The organism is Achromobacter sp. 18P8.1.1, assembly GCF_057799415.1.
The window spans coordinates 60,364-76,709 of the sequence record NZ_JBYOKH010000012.1; the positions used below are offsets into that span (position 1 = coordinate 60,364).

The following is a 16,346-nucleotide window of genomic DNA, read 5'->3' on the forward strand; positions in this document are numbered from 1 at the left end:
AGCGCCACCAGACAGGTGCTTCGAAACATCATTCTTGTGCGCGTCGTTCTTGGATTTCCTACCTGTATCAATCGTACCCACGTAACTTTTGAGAGGTCTGCGATGTTCCATACCTTCAGCACAAAAATTGCGGTCACCATGCTGGTGGCGGCGCTAGGATCCGGGGCGGCGGTAGCGGCGCCCAAAGAGGCGACGGACGCCACCAAGCAAGCTAACGACGCCTTAGCCAAATACCTGCCCTTCTCAAACAAACAAGACTTCGAAAACGCCCGGCGCGGTTTCATCGCGGACTTGCCCAGCCCCACCATCAAAGGCCAAGAGGGCAACACCGTTATCGACCTGGCGCAGTACGACTTCCTGAAGCAGGACGGCCCCACCCCACCCACCGTAAATCCCAGCCTCTGGCGGCAGTCGCAGTTACTGGCTATCCGCGGACTGTTCAAGGTCGTTGACGGCATCTATCAAGTGCGCAATATCGACTTGGCGAACATGACGTTTGTGCGCGGGAAAACGGGGTGGATCGTGATCGATCCCCTGACGTCCACCGAAACCGCCAAAGCCGCCCTCGACCTCATCAATGAAAAGGTGGAAAAACTGCCCGTCACCGGCGTGATTTTCACGCACTCGCACGTGGATCACTTTGCTGGCATACGCGCCATCGTTGATGAAAAGGACGTCCGCTCGGGCAAGATTCCGGTGATTGCGCCCGAAGGGTTCATGGAAGAAGCCGTTAGCGAAAACGTGTTCGCCGGCAACGTCATGAGCCGCCGCGCATCTTATATGTACGGCAACCTGCTGCCCAAGAATGCGCAGGGCAACGTGGGCGGCGGTTTGGGCCTGACCACGTCCGCGGGCACGATTACCTTGTTTGAACCCAACAAGATCATCGACAAGACCGGCGAGACCATCACGGTGGACGGGACCGAGGTCGTATTCCAGATGGCGCCCGGCACGGAAGCCCCCGCCGAGATGCTGTTCTACTTCCCGCAGTTCAAGGCCATCGACCTGGCCGAAGACGCGAACCACACCTTGCACAATATTCTGACGCTGCGTGGCGCCAAGGTGCGTAGCGCGCAAAAGTGGGCGCATACCCTGGGCGAGACCATCGACCTCTGGGGCAAGGACGCCGTGGTTTCGTTCGGCAGCCATCACTGGCCGCAATGGGGCAACGAGAACGTCGTGGCGCACCTGGAAAAGCAGCGCGACCTTTATAAGTACATCAACGACCAGACCTTGCGCATGGCCAATCAAGGCATGACCATGCACGAAATTGCTGAAGCGTTCGTGCTGCCCGACAGTTTGGCCAAAGAGTTCTACAACCGGGGCTACTACGGCAACTTGAAGCACAACGTGCGCGCCACCTATCAGCTGTATCTGGGTTTCTGGGACGGCAACCCCGCCAACTTTGACCCCCTTCCCCCCAAGGAAGAGGCCGTTAAGTATGTGGAGATGGTCGGAGCGGACAAGATGATCGCCACCGCCAAGGCCGCCTTTGACAAGGGCGACTACCGTTGGGCCGCCACGGTAGCTAACAAGGTTGTGTTCGCCGACCCGAAGAATCAGGCGGCGCGCGACGTGCAGGCGGATGCGCTGGAGCAGTTGGGCTACCAGGCTGAATCGGGCCCGGCCCGCAACTTCTATTTGTCTGGCGCACAGGAACTGCGAGGCGGCGTGCAAAAGATGGCCACGCCCAACACCAGTTCGCCCGACATCATCCGTGGCATGACCACCGAGATGTTCCTGGACTTCCTGGCCATCCACTTGAATGGACCCGAAGCGGGCGCCAAGTCATATGCCTATAACCTGATCTTCCCGGACATCAAGCAGAAGTACATATTGACGGTGAAGAACGGTGTGATGAACTACAGCAAAGATAAGCAGCTGGACAAGGCCGACGGCACGGTCACGCTGAATCGCACCACGCTGGATGACATCGCGTTGGGCAAGCTGAAGCTGGGTAATCTGTCAGAAAGCGGCGAAGTGCAGATCGAAGGCGACAAAGCCAAGTTCAAGGAAATGCTGACCAACTTCGACAAGTTCGATTTCTGGTTCACCATCGCCGAGCCGTGATCGTCGTCAGAGAAATGCCCCCGGACGGTTGCCCGGGGGCATTTTCATGGCCTGAACTTTTATCACAGCAACGTGAACAACAGCTTGGTCAGCGTACCAGCGTGGCCATTTGCACACAAAGCGACGGCACCGACACCTCGTGATAGAAGACGTTGTGCGCCCAGGTTCCCGCCACCACCGCCAATACCGCGAAAATGAACGGTGCAAAGACCATGGGCAAGCGGCCCAGAAAGCCCAAGCCGCCCACGCGGTCTGGGTGGGACGGTACCAGCTTGAGCGGCAAGCGCGCGATGCGCAGCAACACGATGCCGGCCAGTACCAGCCGCCATACCCACGCCAGCCGCAACACCGAGAACAGCGGACGCGTCACCAACAGAAACCACCACGCCGAAAACGAGCGCTGGCGGTCTGCCGAACCCGTCCACACCAGCTCGTCGGGATTGGGCGCAACCTGACGCTGTCGGCAACTACCTGCCGGAAGCGCGGCGCCAGCGCTTCGTCCACCAGCCCCGTGCGCCAGAACTGATCCAGGCACATCGGCACAAGCTTGTGCGCGATGCCCTCGGCCAGCACCAGCCGGCGTTGCAGCCGGAAGAACCAATCATTGCGGACCAGCGAAAACAATTCGATGCCGAGGCCGGGCGAGCGCTCTTGATTCTTGGGGGTCCGCCTCTAGCAAATATCGGCTGGCTGCACCTTCGGCTCGGATCAGCCTAGAAACTGACGGCGAGTCCCACCGAAAAACCGGAAACATTGTTGCCGAACACGTAGCGGCCCACGAGTCGTGTCCGCGTAATGAAAACGTTATGGGCGCTGGAATCCAGCTCCAGGCCGGCGCCCACCGACGTCAAGCGATCGAAGCCAAGAATGCCCCGCTGATCCCCCAGAAACTCCGAGTGCGTCAGCTCTAGCACGTAGCGCAAGGGACGATCCAGCGCCATGATTCCGGTCGGGGCTCGGTAGCGTGTCCACAGATTCAGTGACTGGGCGGTGGCGCGGCCTGTCACCGCGCTTGAGCTGTCAAAGCTCTGGAGTCGCATATCTGAATAGCGCAACTCGACATCGACCTTGTACTTTTCCCGGTAATGCTCATAGTCCAGCATGATGGAGCCACCCAAGCCATAAGCATTGAGCGAACCTCGATCCAGAAAGTCGATCTCGGTGTCTGTTTTACGACCGACGTACCAACTTGCTGCCCGCAGATCGCTGGTAACGTTACCCAACGCAAAATTGAAGATGGGCCGCAGCTTCAACTCGTCGGTCAACTTGAAGTCCCACCCGATGCCCCCGGTGGCCGACACGCTGGTCCACTTCGCCGGGATCTTTCGGGATTCGGTTCCATCTGACGCAATAAACGCCGGATCGTAGCGGCTGCCCGCCAGAACGCCCTCCAGGTAGATAGGCACGGACTTGCTGATGGTGTCTCCGCCGCCAAGCTGGGTCATACCGAACTCGGTGGATCCAGACACCCCAGCCCCGCCACTGCCGATCGACAACGAACTCGTCGTTATGTCTGGCACGATGGAGAACGACATCAGGGCCAGTACGCCGTTGGCGCGCTTTTGGAGGTCAGGCTTGATTAGCCGCAAGCCGTTTTGCGCCATGACCGGCGCCGCCAAACATACTAGGGCGACACTACTGATCCACCGGGCGCTCCGACGCGCGCCCCATCGCTTCAACAGTGAACGGAATACACGCTGGCGTGCCATCGTCATTGTGTTTTACTCGCTTAGTCTGCCGCCTTGGCGCCCTGTGCACGCACTAACGAATATGCAATGTAGTACTTATAAATATTGCTGACGTATTGGACCGTTTCCCGCCCTATGCGCTGAGCGGCGACTCGCTCCACGTTATCGAACCAGACGTTTGGGTCCAGCCCTTTTGCAGCGGCCTCCTTGCGCAGCTGACTGACCCTGCCTGGTCCGGCGTTGTACGCCGCAAAGGCGAACAAACCTTTGTTCAGATCCGTCATCGGTTCCTTCGCGTAATACTGATCAATCATGAAGCGGATGTACTTCACGCCGCCATGGATGTTCTCTTCTTCGCGCCGGATGTCACCCACTTTCAGGTCTTTCCCCGTGGCAGGCATGATCTGCATCACGCCCACCGCACCCACCGCACTTTTGGCCTGCTGATCCAGCCGTGACTCCTGGTAGCCCTGCGCCATCATCAGCAGCCAGTCAATGCTGTACTGATCGCTATATTTACGGAAGAACTCCGCCAGGCGATGAAATTTATCGATCTCCCCCGGGTCCGTCGCGGCCTTCACCCACTTCACCGACTTCAAGTACTTTGTTAGTTGCTGGTTGCCGAACGAGGTGCCAATGCGGTTCTTCTCCATGAAGGGATTCAGCGTGGCGGCGAGCTTGGGCGAATCTTTCCGGAAGGCAAAAGCGATGTCACTACCTGAATCCACCTCCAGGTTTTCATACACCCGAATCTGCTGAAAAATCTGCTTCCAGAAATTTGCCAGATAGCGATCCGACACGGTGTACTTCACCAGGTCGGCGCTGACCATTTCCAGAATATCGTCGGTTTCGAACACGCCAGGCGCGTCGCGGATAATTGTGGGCTTGAGCCCCTTGGCTTGCAGCTCAGCGTTCAGCTTCTTGACGCTGCCGTAATAGCTGCTGGCGGGGTTGAGGAACAGCTCTTGTCCCGCAAGATCGTCCAGTGACCTCAATTCCGGCGCTGCCGGCGCGGCGACGATAATTTCGCGTACTCCCGTTGCGAGCGGCGTGCTGAAATCAACTTGCTTCTGGCGTTCTTCCGTCACCGTCAGATTGGCGGCGATGATGTCGCCTTTTCCTGCCAGCAAATCGGGAATCAGACGTTCCCGAGACGTAGGTAAAAAGACAACATGGACTCGAACGTTCTTGTTCTTCAACTGGACGTTCAGGTCGTTCTCAAACGCCGTCATCATGTCGGCAATGATGCCGCGCTGCGTGCCGCCTTTGTCCAAAAAGTAGAGGGTTTTGTTGTAGGGCACCAGCACCCGAATCTGCCTGCGCTGGATCATCCCGTCGAGGTCACCAGTCCACGGTTTGACGTTATAGGCAAGTGCCAGGGGGTCTGAATTGGGCGGTGCATCCGAGGCTCGGGATATGCCTACGGGTGCGAAAGGCAGCAATGCGCAGAGCGCCAGGGCAAAAAGACGGGATGGCATACCACCTCCGAGCGAGGGAACGATGTGGCTTTCTCGTCATGCAAACCCTCGCGACCGAGTTGCGTCTCGTGGCTTAATTCATTATGTAGAGCACATTCTGCCTACGCTACTTAGTGTTAACCCGGCCCAACAAGCCCCCGCCACACCCCGCATTGACAAACCCCTTCCCGGTATCTTAGGATTCGCCCTCTTTTCCACCCCCTTCCTTTCTGAGTGCAACCGTGTCTGCCATCCGTCACTACGCCTAAACGCCGACGACTACCGCCCTGGTAATCGCGGTCTGCCTGCGCGCCCCTTGCTGCTCGACGCCTGCGTCTTGAGCGCATGTCACGGGGTCCAGGCGCGGTTCCAGGAAGCACACACCCCACTCGCTTTCCTTTCCCGTCCAGACTGCGTCGTCGGCTTTTCCACTGCTTTGGAGAAGACCCCATGACGCAAGATTTCTGCGCTTACGCGCAATCGCTGGACCTGTTCCGCTACCCCCGCACGCCGCACCTGGAAGGCTCGCGCCTGCAAGACGGTGACGAAGGCCATGACCATGTGCCGTACCGCCGCTTGGCCGGCCTGCATCTGGTCGTCGAAGAAAAGCTCGACGGTGCCAACACCGGCATCAGCTTCAGCCCCTCGGGCGAACTGCTGCTGCAATCGCGCGGGCATTATCTGGTGGGCGGCGGCCGCGAACGACAATTCAACTTCGTCAAGGCATGGGCCGCGGCGCACACCGACTGGCTGTTGAAACGCCTGGAAGACCGCTATGTGATGTACGGCGAGACGCTGACGAAGAAGCACTCGGTGTTCTACGACGCCTTGCCGCATCACTTCTTCGAGTTCGACGTCCTGGATCGCCACAGCGGCGACTTCCTTTCCACCGACGCGCGCCGCGCCTTGCTGGCAGACGGCCCCGTCCTGTCCGTGCCGGTCCTGTATGAAGGCGTCGCCCCGTTCAGGCTTGACACGCTCAAAGCCCTGCTGCGGCCGTCGCTGGCCAAGACGCCGGACTGGCGCGAGGCCTTTGAGGCCACCGTGCTGCGCGAAGGATTGGACCTGCAACGCGCCTGGAAGCAATGCGACAAGTCGGACCTGTCGGAGGGCCTGTACATCAAGGTGGAAGCCGACGGCAGGACAGTTGCCCGCTACAAGTGGGTGCGCCGCGACTTCGTGCAGGCCATCCTGGACTCGGACAAACATCATTCCGAACAGCCCTACGTGCCCAACCTGCTGGCGCCCGGCGTGGACCTCTATGCACCGCGCCTCGCGGTGGACTGGGACACGCTGCGCGGCGCCGCTGGACAATAAGGAATAGATCATGCAATACGCACAATTGCAGGCGCTCACGCCTGCCCCCGGCCACACGCCGGATTACGACGCCTGCCTGGCGGCATTTCCCGCTCTGGAACTGGCCAAGACCACGCCGCAAGACCCGCGCTATCACGGCGAGGGCGATGTCTGGACCCATACGAAAATGGTGGTGGAAGCGCTGCTCGCCTTGCCCCAGTACCAGGCGGCGGCCCGGGCTGACCAGGAAGTGGTGCTTCTTGCAGCCTTGCTGCACGACGTTGCCAAGCACAGCACCACGGTCATCGACCCGGTCACCGGCGCCATCGGCCAGCCGGGCCATTCCCGCAAGGGCGCCATCGATGCGCGCATCGCGCTATGGGATGCCGGCGTGCCCTTTGCCGTGCGCGAAGCCGTATGCAGATTGATCGCGGTCCACCAGGTGCCGTTCTTTGCCCTGGAGGGCTCGCGCCGCGGCAAGACGCCCGAGTTCATCGTGCGCGAACTGTCCTGGCAGGTCGACATCCCCCTGCTCGCCATGCTTGCCGAAGCCGACATGCGTGGGCGCATCTGCGCGGATAGCCAACGCGTGTTGGACAACATCGCGCTCTTCTGCGAGTTGGCGCGCGAAGAGCGTTGCTTTGGCCAGCCGCGGGCCTTCGCCGATGTCCATACGGCGGTCAGTTATTTTCGTGGCGCCGACGTGCATCCCGATTACCCGCTGTTTCAGGAATCGGGTTCGCGGGTCATTGTGATGTCGGGCCTGCCCGCATCGGGCAAGAACACCTGGGTCGCCCGGCATCATCCCGATCTGCCGGTGATTTCATTCGACGATGCGCGAGAGGAATTGGGCCTGCGCCACGGCAAGAACGAAGGCATGGTGGCGCACTTGGCCATCGACCGGGCCCGCGAGCTGCTGCGGCGCAAGGCGCCCTTCGTCTGGAACGCCACGCACCTTAGCGAACTGATGCGCAAGAAGACGCTGGATCTGCTGTATTCCTATGACGCACACGTCGAGCTGGTCTATCTGGAGCAGCCGCGTGCCGAATTGCTGCGGCGGAACAGCCGGCGTGATACGTCCCTGTCGAACAAGACGCTGACCGGCATGCTGCACCGCTGGGACCTGCCGCTGCCGACCGAGGCGCATCGGGTGACGTATGCCGTGTGACCGGACGAGCCTGCTCTGCCCTGACCCGGCAATCCGCTGAGGCCCTCGGCAAGCCCTTGGCCAGCGCTCGCCCCAGGGGCGCGCGTCCGAGCGCGGAGCTCCCCCGCTCAGGCGCCCGCCCCCCGGGCGGTGGATTCGTCCGGATTTTCGGCGTAGAGTCATTGTTTCCCTACTGACCGGACGCGTTACGGAGACCCCATGGCCGATTACCCCAATACCCTGCTTCTCATCGACAACGAATGGCGCGAAGCGAAAGGCGGCGCGCGCATTGACGTCGTCAACCCCGCCACCGGCCAGAAGATCGGCCAGGTTGCCCACGCCAAGCGCGAAGACCTGGACTTGGCGCTAGCCGCCGCGCAGCGCGGGTTCGAAACCTGGCGCGACACGTCCGCCCATGAGCGCTGCGCCGTCATGCGTCGTGCCGCCGCCCTGCTGCGCGAACGCGCCGATTCGGTGGCCCGCCTGCTGACCCAGGAACAGGGCAAACCGCTGGCCGAAGCGCGCGGTGAAGTGCTGGCCGGCGCTGAAATCATCGACTGGTTCGCCAACGAAGCGCTGCGCGTCTATGGCCGCATCGTGCCGTCGCGCAACCCGCTGGCGCAGCAATTGGTCATCAAGGAACCCGTCGGCCCCGTCGCGGCGTTCACCCCTTGGAATTTCCCGGTCAACCAGGTCGTCCGCAAGCTGGGCGCCGCGCTGGCCACCGGCTGCTCCTTCCTGGTGAAGGCGCCCGAAGAAACCCCCGCGTCCCCCGCCGCCCTGCTGAACTGCTTTGTCGACGCCGGCATCCCCAAGGGCGTGCTGGGCCTGGTCTTCGGCTCGCCTGCCGAGATTTCCAGCTACCTGATCCCGCATCCGGTGATCCGCAAGGTCACGTTCACGGGCTCGACCCCGGTCGGCAAGGAACTGGCCGCGCTGGCCGGCCTGCATATGAAGCGCGTGACGATGGAACTGGGCGGCCACGCCCCCGTGATCGTGGCCGAGGACGCCGACGTCGAACTCGCCGTGAAGGCCTCCGGCGGCGCCAAGTTCCGCAACGCCGGCCAAGTCTGCATTTCGCCGACGCGCTTCCTGGTCCACAAGAGCATCAAGGCCGCATTCGAGAAAGCCTTCGTCGCCCACGCCGAAAAGCTCAAGCTGGGTGATGGCCTGACCGAAGGCACGACACTTGGGCCCCTGGCCAATGACCGCCGTTTGACGGCCATGGACAAGATCGTCAAGAACGCCAGCGAAAAGGGCGCGCGCATCGCCACCGGCGGCGCGCGGGTCGGCGGCGCGGGCAACTTCTTCGCGCCCACGATCCTTACCGACGTCCCGCTCGACGCCGACATCTTCAATGAAGAACCGTTCGGCCCGATCGCCGCGATCCGCAGTTTCGAAACGCTGGACGAGGCCATCCGTGAAGCCAACCGCCTGCCGTTCGGGCTGTCCGCTTATGGCTTCACCAAGTCGATCAAGACGGTACACGAGCTGTCGCGCCGCCTTGAAGTGGGCATGCTCTGGGTCAACCAGCCCGCCACCCCCTCCGCTGAACTCCCGTTCGGCGGCGTGAAGGATTCCGGCTACGGCTCTGAGGGCGGCCCGGAAGCGCTTGAGGCCTACCTGGTGACGAAGGCGGTCTCCGTCGTCGGCGTCTGATACGGCCTGCGTGCCACCGGTTCGGCGCTGCGCCGGCCGGCGGCCATCAAGGTGCAGGCACCGGGGCTACTCCGCTTTAACCTGCGCCTTGGTAATGACCCCGCCCCACTTGGTTTTTTCCTCGTGGACAAAAGACCCGGCCTCAGACCGGGTCTTGATCATTGGGAACGTCCCGATGTCCGCCAGCCGCCCCTGCACGTCAGACTCTCGCAGGACATCATTGATCGCGGCATTCACTGATTCCAGCACACCCGCCGGCGTTCCCTTCGGCGCAAAGACGGCAAACCAGCCCGATGTCACCATGCCGGGCAGCGTGGACTTGACCAAGGGGATGTTTTCGAACCCGGGCAACGCCTCGTCCGCACTCATCGCAATCGGCACCAGCTTGCCCGCCCGCACAAGCGGCACTAGCGGGGCCACCCCGTCGATGTAGACGGGGATATCGCCTTTGATCAGTGTCTGCAAAGCCTGGGACGTACCGCTGAAACTGACCTGCCGGAAATCGCGATCACTGAGTTGTCCCATCAAGTACACGGACAAGCTCGGAATCGACCCGCGGGTGGGGCTGCCGATCACCAGATCAGAATCCTCTCCCCCTTTGGCCGCGGCGACAAGGTCCGCCACGGTCCGGTACGGCGTGCCTGGCGTCGTGACAAGCATCATCGGCGTGTAGCCCAACGTCGCCACCACGTCGGTATCGCGCTCGATATCGAACTTGGCGGCCTGGTACAGGAACGGCGTGGTCACGGCGGCCGCCGCGTGGAACATGGCCAACGTATAGCCATCCGGATCGGCGCGCGTCAGCGCGCTCATGCCGATGATTCCGTTGCCGCCGGGCCGGTTTTCAACGATCACCGGCTTGCCCCAGCGCTGCCCCAACTTGTCGGCGACCAATCGGGTGATGATGTCCGGCGCGCTGCCCGCAGCGGTCGGCGCGATGAACCTGACCGGCTTGTCCGGAAACGTCGCCGCCTGCACCGCGCTGGAAGCCGCGCAACTTGCCGCGACGGCCATGCCTAACAACCACTGATGAAGCCTCATGATGTCTCCTTATGCGGCGTCATCGCGGCAGCCGCCTCGTGCGCACATTATTAACAGTCTATCAATTAAAATATAGATTTAATTGATAGACTGTTAAATAAGGGTTTACACCACAGCTCGACACCCGCGACCGCGGGACGATTCAGGCGGTCTTGGTTGCGCGCGGCTTACGCTTGGGTGGCACGGCGGCGCCTAGCTTCACGGTCCAGTTCGCGATGCCGTCAAGCAGGATCTGCAGACCGGTTTCGAAGGCCAGGTCGGTGTCCAGGCTGGAGAACGCGTCGCTGACGTAGCGCGCGCCGGGGTACTGCTCGGCGGGCATGGATTCCAGGCGGCTCTGGATGAAGTCGCGATGGTAGATGGGCAGTTGCTTGGCGGCCTCGGCCCGGCTGCTTGCCACCAGAAACTGGGCCAACAGGTGGTACGCCAGGGCGACCTGCTTGGCGGAGAACCCGCCCTGCATGAATGCCGTCGTCGCATGATTGAAGAACGCCGCGCCGAAATCGGTTTCACCCGGTTCGACATCCTGGAACAGGCGAAATCGGTTGTGGGAAGCCACATAGGTGCTGACGCCGGGATTCTCGACGGCAAAGGCCAAGCTGACGCGCGCGATCGTTTCGACATCGGCGCGCCAGTTGCCCGTCAATGCGGGCATTCTGGCCAGCCGCTCGCGGTAGTAATTGTTCAGCACGCCCGTGATGAGCTTGTCCCGCCCCCCCAGGTAGTAGTGAATCAGCCCAGGCGCCACGCCGAAGTCCTTGGCCAGCTGCACCATCGAGATCTGGTCCAACGACGTTTCACGCGCCAAGAAAATAGCGCGCGCAATGATGGTGGCGCGGCTGAGCGTCGCCTGGTCGTTGATGGGTGATTCGACCCTGGGCGGACGGCCGCGCTTGCGCGGCGCAGCCTCGCTGGCGGTGGGCCTCTTGATGGCGGGCATATCGGCACTCTTGAAGATTGGGAGGGTTGGAGGCATCCTAAAGTCTTATTGCCCCCCTGGCAAATAAACTGGCCACCAACCCGCCCGCAGGCGTCTGCGCCCCTCCCTGCCCTCGACTTCGGCCTACAGCCCCGTTCGGCTTCCCAGATACGCGCCGGCCCCTGGCGCCTCCAGCGCCAGGTCCAGCTGCGCAAGCATTTGCCGGGCGGTGCATATGGCGGTCGATGTCACCGGGATACCCAGAGCCGCTTGGGCACGTTCAATGGCCGCCAGCGACGGCATTTGCACGCAGGCCGACAGCACAACGGTATCCACGCCGGCGGTATCAAGCGCCTTTACGTCCTCGAGCAACGCAAGGGGATCCCGCTCTCCCACTTGCAGGTTGTCCAGGATGCTGAAGTTCCGGAAGTCCTTCACTTGGATTCCTTCCGCCTCGATGTAGTCGACAACCACCCGGGTCAGGGCATCGCTATACGGAGCCAGAAGCGAAATGCGTTTGGCGCCGAACGCCTTCAATTGATCGACTAGCGCACCTGCCGACGTCATGATCGCGGGAAGATGGGACGTGCCTTGCAGCGCCTCTTGCAATTCGCGCTGCGCCTGGCGGTGATAGCCCAGCCCCATACACATCGTCGCCACCAAGCAAGCCGTGCTCATGACATCGACGCGGGCATCCGCCAGTTCCAATGCGCAGCGGCCCATGTCGCGGTTCATTCGCTGCAATTCCTCGGGCACCACGCGATGCATGCGTACCCGACTGGCATGGAAAGAAAACCGCTCTGGAAGAACCTGCATGCGCGCCCCGAAAATCGCGGGGACTTCGCGTTCCATCGTGACATTCGAGCTGGGAACGATCTGGCCGATCTTGTAGGTCATGCCGCGCCTTCATGGGTGTGAATTTCGCATGCGCCGTGGGCAAGCAGCACGGCCCGAAGCGACGCCGGAACCGGTGTCCCGATCCGCTCGTCCTGACGCACGCAGATAGGTGAAAAAACCGCCGAAAAAACGGCGGATCCGTCGGGTCGGCGGGCCTCCAGTTCAATGTCGAATGATCGGGTACGCAGGGCGCCCAGGCGGCACTCGATGAAGATCAAGTCTCCCGGCCACAGTGTGCCGACGAAGTCGAACGACATAGCCCGGCACGGCGTGCCAACGTCGTGGGCGTCACCCAATCGGCACCCTTCACCCAGATGCCCGGTGTAAAGCGCGACCGCGCCCAGCACGTAGTCGGGAAAGCGTCCGGTATAGACAACGCCGGCGGGATCGCAATCGCCCCACCGGACTTCCCGGCGGACGACGAACGGCGCCGTGGTCAAGACCATTTCCGTGGCATTCATGAGCGCGCTCCGGAGGGCGCGGCAACCAGACCCGCAGCCTCGAAACCCATGACCAGCGCGGGGTACTGTTCACGCAGCCGTTCGATGTCGACTCGCCCGGTGCGCGTCATGAACCGCAGCACGAATTCCTGGGGCTCATACGCGTCCATCCATTCCCGAATATTCTCGTACCAGTTGAACGAGGCTTCGGAGGCCCCGATCAGCTTCTGCTTTTGCGGTTGCCGCTCGGCGACATACGCCTGCAGGGCGCGCGGGATATCGTCGGGCGACCCGTCCAGCGCCTTGGCCAGCGCGATGGCATCCTCCATGGCAATGCGCGTGCCCGAACCGATGGAGAAGTGCGCGCTACTCAGCGCATCGCCGATCAGCACCCGGTTGCCTACATGCCAGTTACGAGCACGGATGACTGGGAACTGGCGCCAATTGGAATGGTTGGAGACCAGCCGGCAGCCCTGCAGTTCCGGCGCGAAGACGCGCTCGAATACGGTTCGCCGCGCTTCGGCGCTCATCGCCTCCATGCCCAACGACTGCCAGGTGTGGTGATCGCACTCGGCCACGAAGGTGCTCATCGATTCGGAGTACGGGTAGTAATGCGCAACGAAGTAGCCGGCGTCCTGCTTGCGGAACACCAGACTAGGGGACGAAAAGGCCTTCTCGACGCCAAACCAGGCGAAATGGTTGGAGAGACTGGCGCGCTCAACGTCGAACGCATCGGCCTCACTGTCGCGCACCCGGGAATGGATGCCGTCTGCACCGACGACAACGTCCGCGTCCAACGCGCCGAAGTCCTCGATACGCTCTTCGTACCGGATATCAACACCCAGGCTCCGGGCGCGACCGCTCAGGATCTGCAGCAGCTTGATGCGCGGGATGGCGCCGCCACTGCCGGGGCGCTTGATCGTGACCGGTGTATCGCGGGACACAATCACCTGCCGGTCGCTAAAGCGCATCGCCGCCACCAGCGCGTCGAACACCTGCGGCTCGGCGTTTCGCAAGTGGGCAAGCCCGGTATCGGCCATGACCACGCCGAAGCCGAAGGTGGCGTCCGCGGGATTCTGCTCGTACACCGTAATGCTGGCCTCGGGCTGAGACTGCTTCAACAAGATCGAGAGGAACAGGCCTGAAGGCCCTCCTCCAATGATGGCAGCTTTCATACGTGCTCCAGCGGAGCGATCACCAAGGAATCCATATCGAAACGCTCGATGCGGCCCGCCAGCCCGCCTGTCAGCGCGCCGTACCAAACGGCGGGCTTGAATCCCAGCGCTTTGCGTTGGAAGGTCAACGCCGGCGAACCCTCGATGCGGACGTAACCGTTGCCGGCAGGCTGCACGGCGTAGCCAGGCGTGGCCGCGGCAATCTCGAGCAGCGGTTTGAACTCCAGGACATCCAGCACGTAGACGGCGGCGTTTCCCGTGGGGCTTCCACCGAGTGCCGCGCCCTTCGCCTGCCAGACGGGCTCAATGGCGGTGAATCCCTCTTCCTCCAGCCGCATCGCGGCCTCCAGGGTGTTCTGGGCGTCGGCCGCATCTTCGCCGCTGAACGGACGCACCTGCCATGTGATTTCAATCGGATACCCGTTGGGGTCGTTGAAATAGATGGATTCGATCACCTCGTGACGAATCTGATAGCGCAGCGCAATGCCGACCGCCTCCACCCGAGCACGCCATTGCAGCAGCTCTTCTTCACTTTCCACCCGCCACGCCGTATGCGTCGCGCGATCCTGATAATGGTCAGTTGGAACCAGGTGTTGCGGCCGCTGCGTCCCGATGTAATAGAAGAACGCAATCGTGCTGCCATCGCCGCTGTCGAAGAAAAAATGCAGGAAGTCCGGATGATTCTCCGGCCCCCAGCCTTTCGCGGAAATTGCGTGCACAAGCGGCAAGCCCAGCAGGTCGCGATAAAAGCGCACTGTTTCCGAGAGCTTCCATGTCGGCCTGGCGGTGTGGTGTACCCCATGCAAACGCACGGAAGGCGCGGCCGAAAAAGGGGATAAGGACGTGTTCATTGGGAATCGACTCCATTCGTGGTGTGGCCGCTCTCGGCCTGCAACAGGGCGGCGATCTGACTTCGCAAAGCCTTCTTGCTGAGTTTTCCGGAGGCCGATAGCGGGAACTCATCCACGACTTCAAGCCGCTCGGGCCATTTGAACTTCGCCAACCCGGCCTCTTGCAGATGGCGGCAGACCAGGGGCAGCGTCAATGGCGATCCGGCGCTCCGGGCAATCACGAAGGCACAGACGCGCTCCCCGTAAACCGGGTCGGGCATCGCCACCACGGCAGAAGTCAAGATTTCCGGATGCCCGTTCAGCACGTTCTCCACTTCCTCGGCGTTGATCTTCTCGCCGCCTCGGTCTACGACGTCCTTGATCCTTCCGCAGAAGAAGTAGTAGGCGGCATCCCCGAAGACCTGCCGCCGCATCAGATCGCCCGACCGATAGAAACCATCCGGCGTGAAGCGATGCACGTCTTCGGCTTCGGACTTGTAATAGCCGCTGATCGTGTAAGGTCCCTTGAACAGCGCCTCGCCGACCTCGCCTTCCGCTACCGGCACGTCCGTGCCGATCTGCACGATCCTGACCTCATCGTGCGCGGAAACCGGCCTGCCCACCGAATGCTCCAGCACGTCGGCGCAATCGCCGTCTCTTGCGAACATGATCACGCCTTCGGTCATGCCGAAGATGTGGAAGACCGGCGAACCGGTGGTGCGGCGCATCCCTGCGGCATTGCGCGGGGTGACGAATCGACGACGCGCTTTCTCGTCTGGGCTGGCACGCTGCAGTTCGGGCAGTATGCGCGTAAGAATCGGACCCGCCACGCCGAACCACGTGGGCCGGTACTTGCTCACCAGGCCTTGCAAGGTGGCATCGTCCAGGCTGCGGCAGACGGTGACCTTTGCGCCGCTGAGCAGGAACGGGCCGAAAAAGCAGCCCATGTTCAGGTTGTGCATGTATGGCGTGGGAAAGAACAGCACATCATCTGGCGTGTACTGGTTCCAAGCGGCGACGGCGCGCATGTTGTAGAGATACTCGGCCTGAAAGCGCGGGATGATCTTGGGTACGCCGGTCGTGCCGCCCGACAGCTGGAACACGGCGACCTGGAACGGATGATGCGCAATCCCCGCAAGCCGGGTGCGCGCGGCCGCCAGCGGCATCGACGCAATAAGCTGGTCGATGGTCGCGGCTGACCCGCGGGCGCTGCCCCGCGCTTGCACCACGAACGCCAGCGACGGCACGTGTTGCTGCATCTGCTCGGCAAACGCCACGTCGTCGAACTTGGGGTCATCGCCTTGCACGAGGTGCAGGCGCGCCTCTGCCAGATTCCCCAGATACTCGATCTCCAGCTTGCGGAACGCCTGCAACGAGCAGACCGGAATGATGCCCGCCTTCAGGCAAGCGCAAAACATGACCAGCAGCTCATGGCTGTTGCCGCACTGGAAGATCGCGCGGTCCAGCGGTTGCAGCCCCAGATCCAGCAGCGCCGCAGCCAGGCGATCGCTGCGCTCATCCAGTTCGCGGTACGTGTATTCCGCGTCCGGCCCCACCAGGGCGAGGCGATCCGCATGGTCGGCGAAGGCTTGGCGCAACCCGTCCGCCAGCGTTTCCTGGGTCAGCACGCCCTGCTGCAGATACGCAGTCAGCCGGGCCGCGTCGGGGTAGCGCACCCCGACCAACCGCTGCGCCGGCAGGATATTTTCCGAACTCGACATAATTTC

General features: G+C 62.0%; 15 protein-coding genes. 4 read left to right on the forward strand and 11 right to left on the reverse strand.

Going from position 1 to position 16,346, the window contains the following annotated elements; translation table 11 throughout:
• The first annotated feature begins 102 nt into the window (after positions 1–102).
• Complete coding sequence (locus tag AC27VE_RS10380; protein WP_488703783.1) at positions 103–2,070, forward strand: alkyl/aryl-sulfatase; 1,968 nt, start codon at positions 103–105, stop codon at positions 2,068–2,070.
• A gap of 88 nt (positions 2,071–2,158) precedes the next feature.
• Here the strand turns inward: AC27VE_RS10380 and AC27VE_RS10385 are convergent, their stop codons facing one another.
• The 4 genes from AC27VE_RS10385 to AC27VE_RS10400 form a co-directional block, all read right to left on the reverse strand.
• Positions 2,159–2,440 carry a hypothetical protein gene (locus AC27VE_RS10385; protein WP_488703784.1) on the reverse strand — a complete coding sequence of 94 codons (282 nt, stop codon included), beginning with the start codon at positions 2,438–2,440 and terminating at the stop codon, positions 2,159–2,161.
• Positions 2,437–2,694: a hypothetical protein gene (locus AC27VE_RS10390; protein ID WP_488703785.1), complete on the reverse strand. Its 258-nt coding sequence runs from the start codon at positions 2,692–2,694 to the stop codon at positions 2,437–2,439. The genes AC27VE_RS10385 and AC27VE_RS10390 overlap by 4 nt, the downstream gene beginning before the upstream one ends.
• Positions 2,695–2,783: 89 nt before the next feature.
• Complete coding sequence (locus AC27VE_RS10395; RefSeq protein ID WP_488703786.1) at positions 2,784–3,674, reverse strand: hypothetical protein; 891 nt, start codon at positions 3,672–3,674, stop codon at positions 2,784–2,786.
• Positions 3,675–3,799: 125 nt separating this feature from the next.
• Positions 3,800–5,236 carry an MltF family protein gene (locus tag AC27VE_RS10400; RefSeq protein ID WP_488703787.1) on the reverse strand — a complete coding sequence of 479 codons (1,437 nt, stop codon included), beginning with the start codon at positions 5,234–5,236 and terminating at the stop codon, positions 3,800–3,802.
• Between the two features lie 429 nt (positions 5,237–5,665).
• Here AC27VE_RS10400 and AC27VE_RS10405 point away from each other — a divergent pair, with 429 nt between their 5' ends.
• The 3 genes from AC27VE_RS10405 (at position 5,666) to AC27VE_RS10415 (ending at position 9,317) form a co-directional block, all read left to right on the forward strand.
• Positions 5,666–6,532, forward strand: coding sequence for an RNA ligase family protein (locus AC27VE_RS10405; RefSeq protein ID WP_488703788.1), 867 nt, complete (start codon positions 5,666–5,668; stop codon positions 6,530–6,532).
• Positions 6,533–6,542: 10 nt separating this feature from the next.
• Positions 6,543–7,679 carry an AAA family ATPase gene (locus tag AC27VE_RS10410; RefSeq protein ID WP_488703789.1) on the forward strand — a complete coding sequence of 379 codons (1,137 nt, stop codon included), beginning with the start codon at positions 6,543–6,545 and terminating at the stop codon, positions 7,677–7,679.
• A gap of 198 nt (positions 7,680–7,877) precedes the next feature.
• Positions 7,878–9,317: an NAD-dependent succinate-semialdehyde dehydrogenase gene (locus tag AC27VE_RS10415; RefSeq protein WP_006225245.1), complete on the forward strand. Its 1,440-nt coding sequence runs from the start codon at positions 7,878–7,880 to the stop codon at positions 9,315–9,317.
• 66 nt (positions 9,318–9,383) lie between these two features.
• On the opposite strand, the gene AC27VE_RS10420 is transcribed toward AC27VE_RS10415, so the two are convergent.
• The 7 genes from AC27VE_RS10420 to AC27VE_RS10450 all read right to left on the reverse strand — a co-directional run bounded on the left by AC27VE_RS10420 (position 9,384) and on the right by AC27VE_RS10450 (position 16,340).
• Positions 9,384–10,331: a Bug family tripartite tricarboxylate transporter substrate binding protein gene (locus tag AC27VE_RS10420; RefSeq protein WP_280028220.1), complete on the reverse strand. Its 948-nt coding sequence runs from the start codon at positions 10,329–10,331 to the stop codon at positions 9,384–9,386.
• Between the two features lie 169 nt (positions 10,332–10,500).
• Positions 10,501–11,298: a TetR/AcrR family transcriptional regulator gene (locus tag AC27VE_RS10425; RefSeq protein WP_280028221.1), complete on the reverse strand. Its 798-nt coding sequence runs from the start codon at positions 11,296–11,298 to the stop codon at positions 10,501–10,503.
• A gap of 123 nt (positions 11,299–11,421) precedes the next feature.
• Positions 11,422–12,174, reverse strand: coding sequence for a maleate cis-trans isomerase family protein (locus AC27VE_RS10430; RefSeq protein WP_280028222.1), 753 nt, complete (start codon positions 12,172–12,174; stop codon positions 11,422–11,424).
• Positions 12,171–12,635: an acyl-CoA thioesterase gene (locus tag AC27VE_RS10435; RefSeq protein ID WP_488703790.1), complete on the reverse strand. Its 465-nt coding sequence runs from the start codon at positions 12,633–12,635 to the stop codon at positions 12,171–12,173. Before AC27VE_RS10435 ends, AC27VE_RS10430 begins: the two co-directional genes overlap by 4 nt.
• On the reverse strand, positions 12,632–13,789 hold the full coding sequence (locus AC27VE_RS10440; RefSeq protein WP_280028226.1) for an FAD-dependent monooxygenase: 1,158 nt from the start codon (positions 13,787–13,789) through the stop codon (positions 12,632–12,634). The genes AC27VE_RS10435 and AC27VE_RS10440 overlap by 4 nt, the downstream gene beginning before the upstream one ends.
• Complete coding sequence (locus AC27VE_RS10445) at positions 13,786–14,640, reverse strand: VOC family protein (RefSeq protein ID WP_488703791.1); 855 nt, start codon at positions 14,638–14,640, stop codon at positions 13,786–13,788. The genes AC27VE_RS10440 and AC27VE_RS10445 overlap by 4 nt, the downstream gene beginning before the upstream one ends.
• Positions 14,637–16,340 (reverse strand): AMP-binding protein, encoded by a 1,704-nt coding sequence (locus AC27VE_RS10450; RefSeq protein WP_280028229.1) that lies wholly within the window; start codon positions 16,338–16,340, stop codon positions 14,637–14,639. Before AC27VE_RS10450 ends, AC27VE_RS10445 begins: the two co-directional genes overlap by 4 nt.
• Positions 16,341–16,346 lie beyond the last annotated feature (6 nt).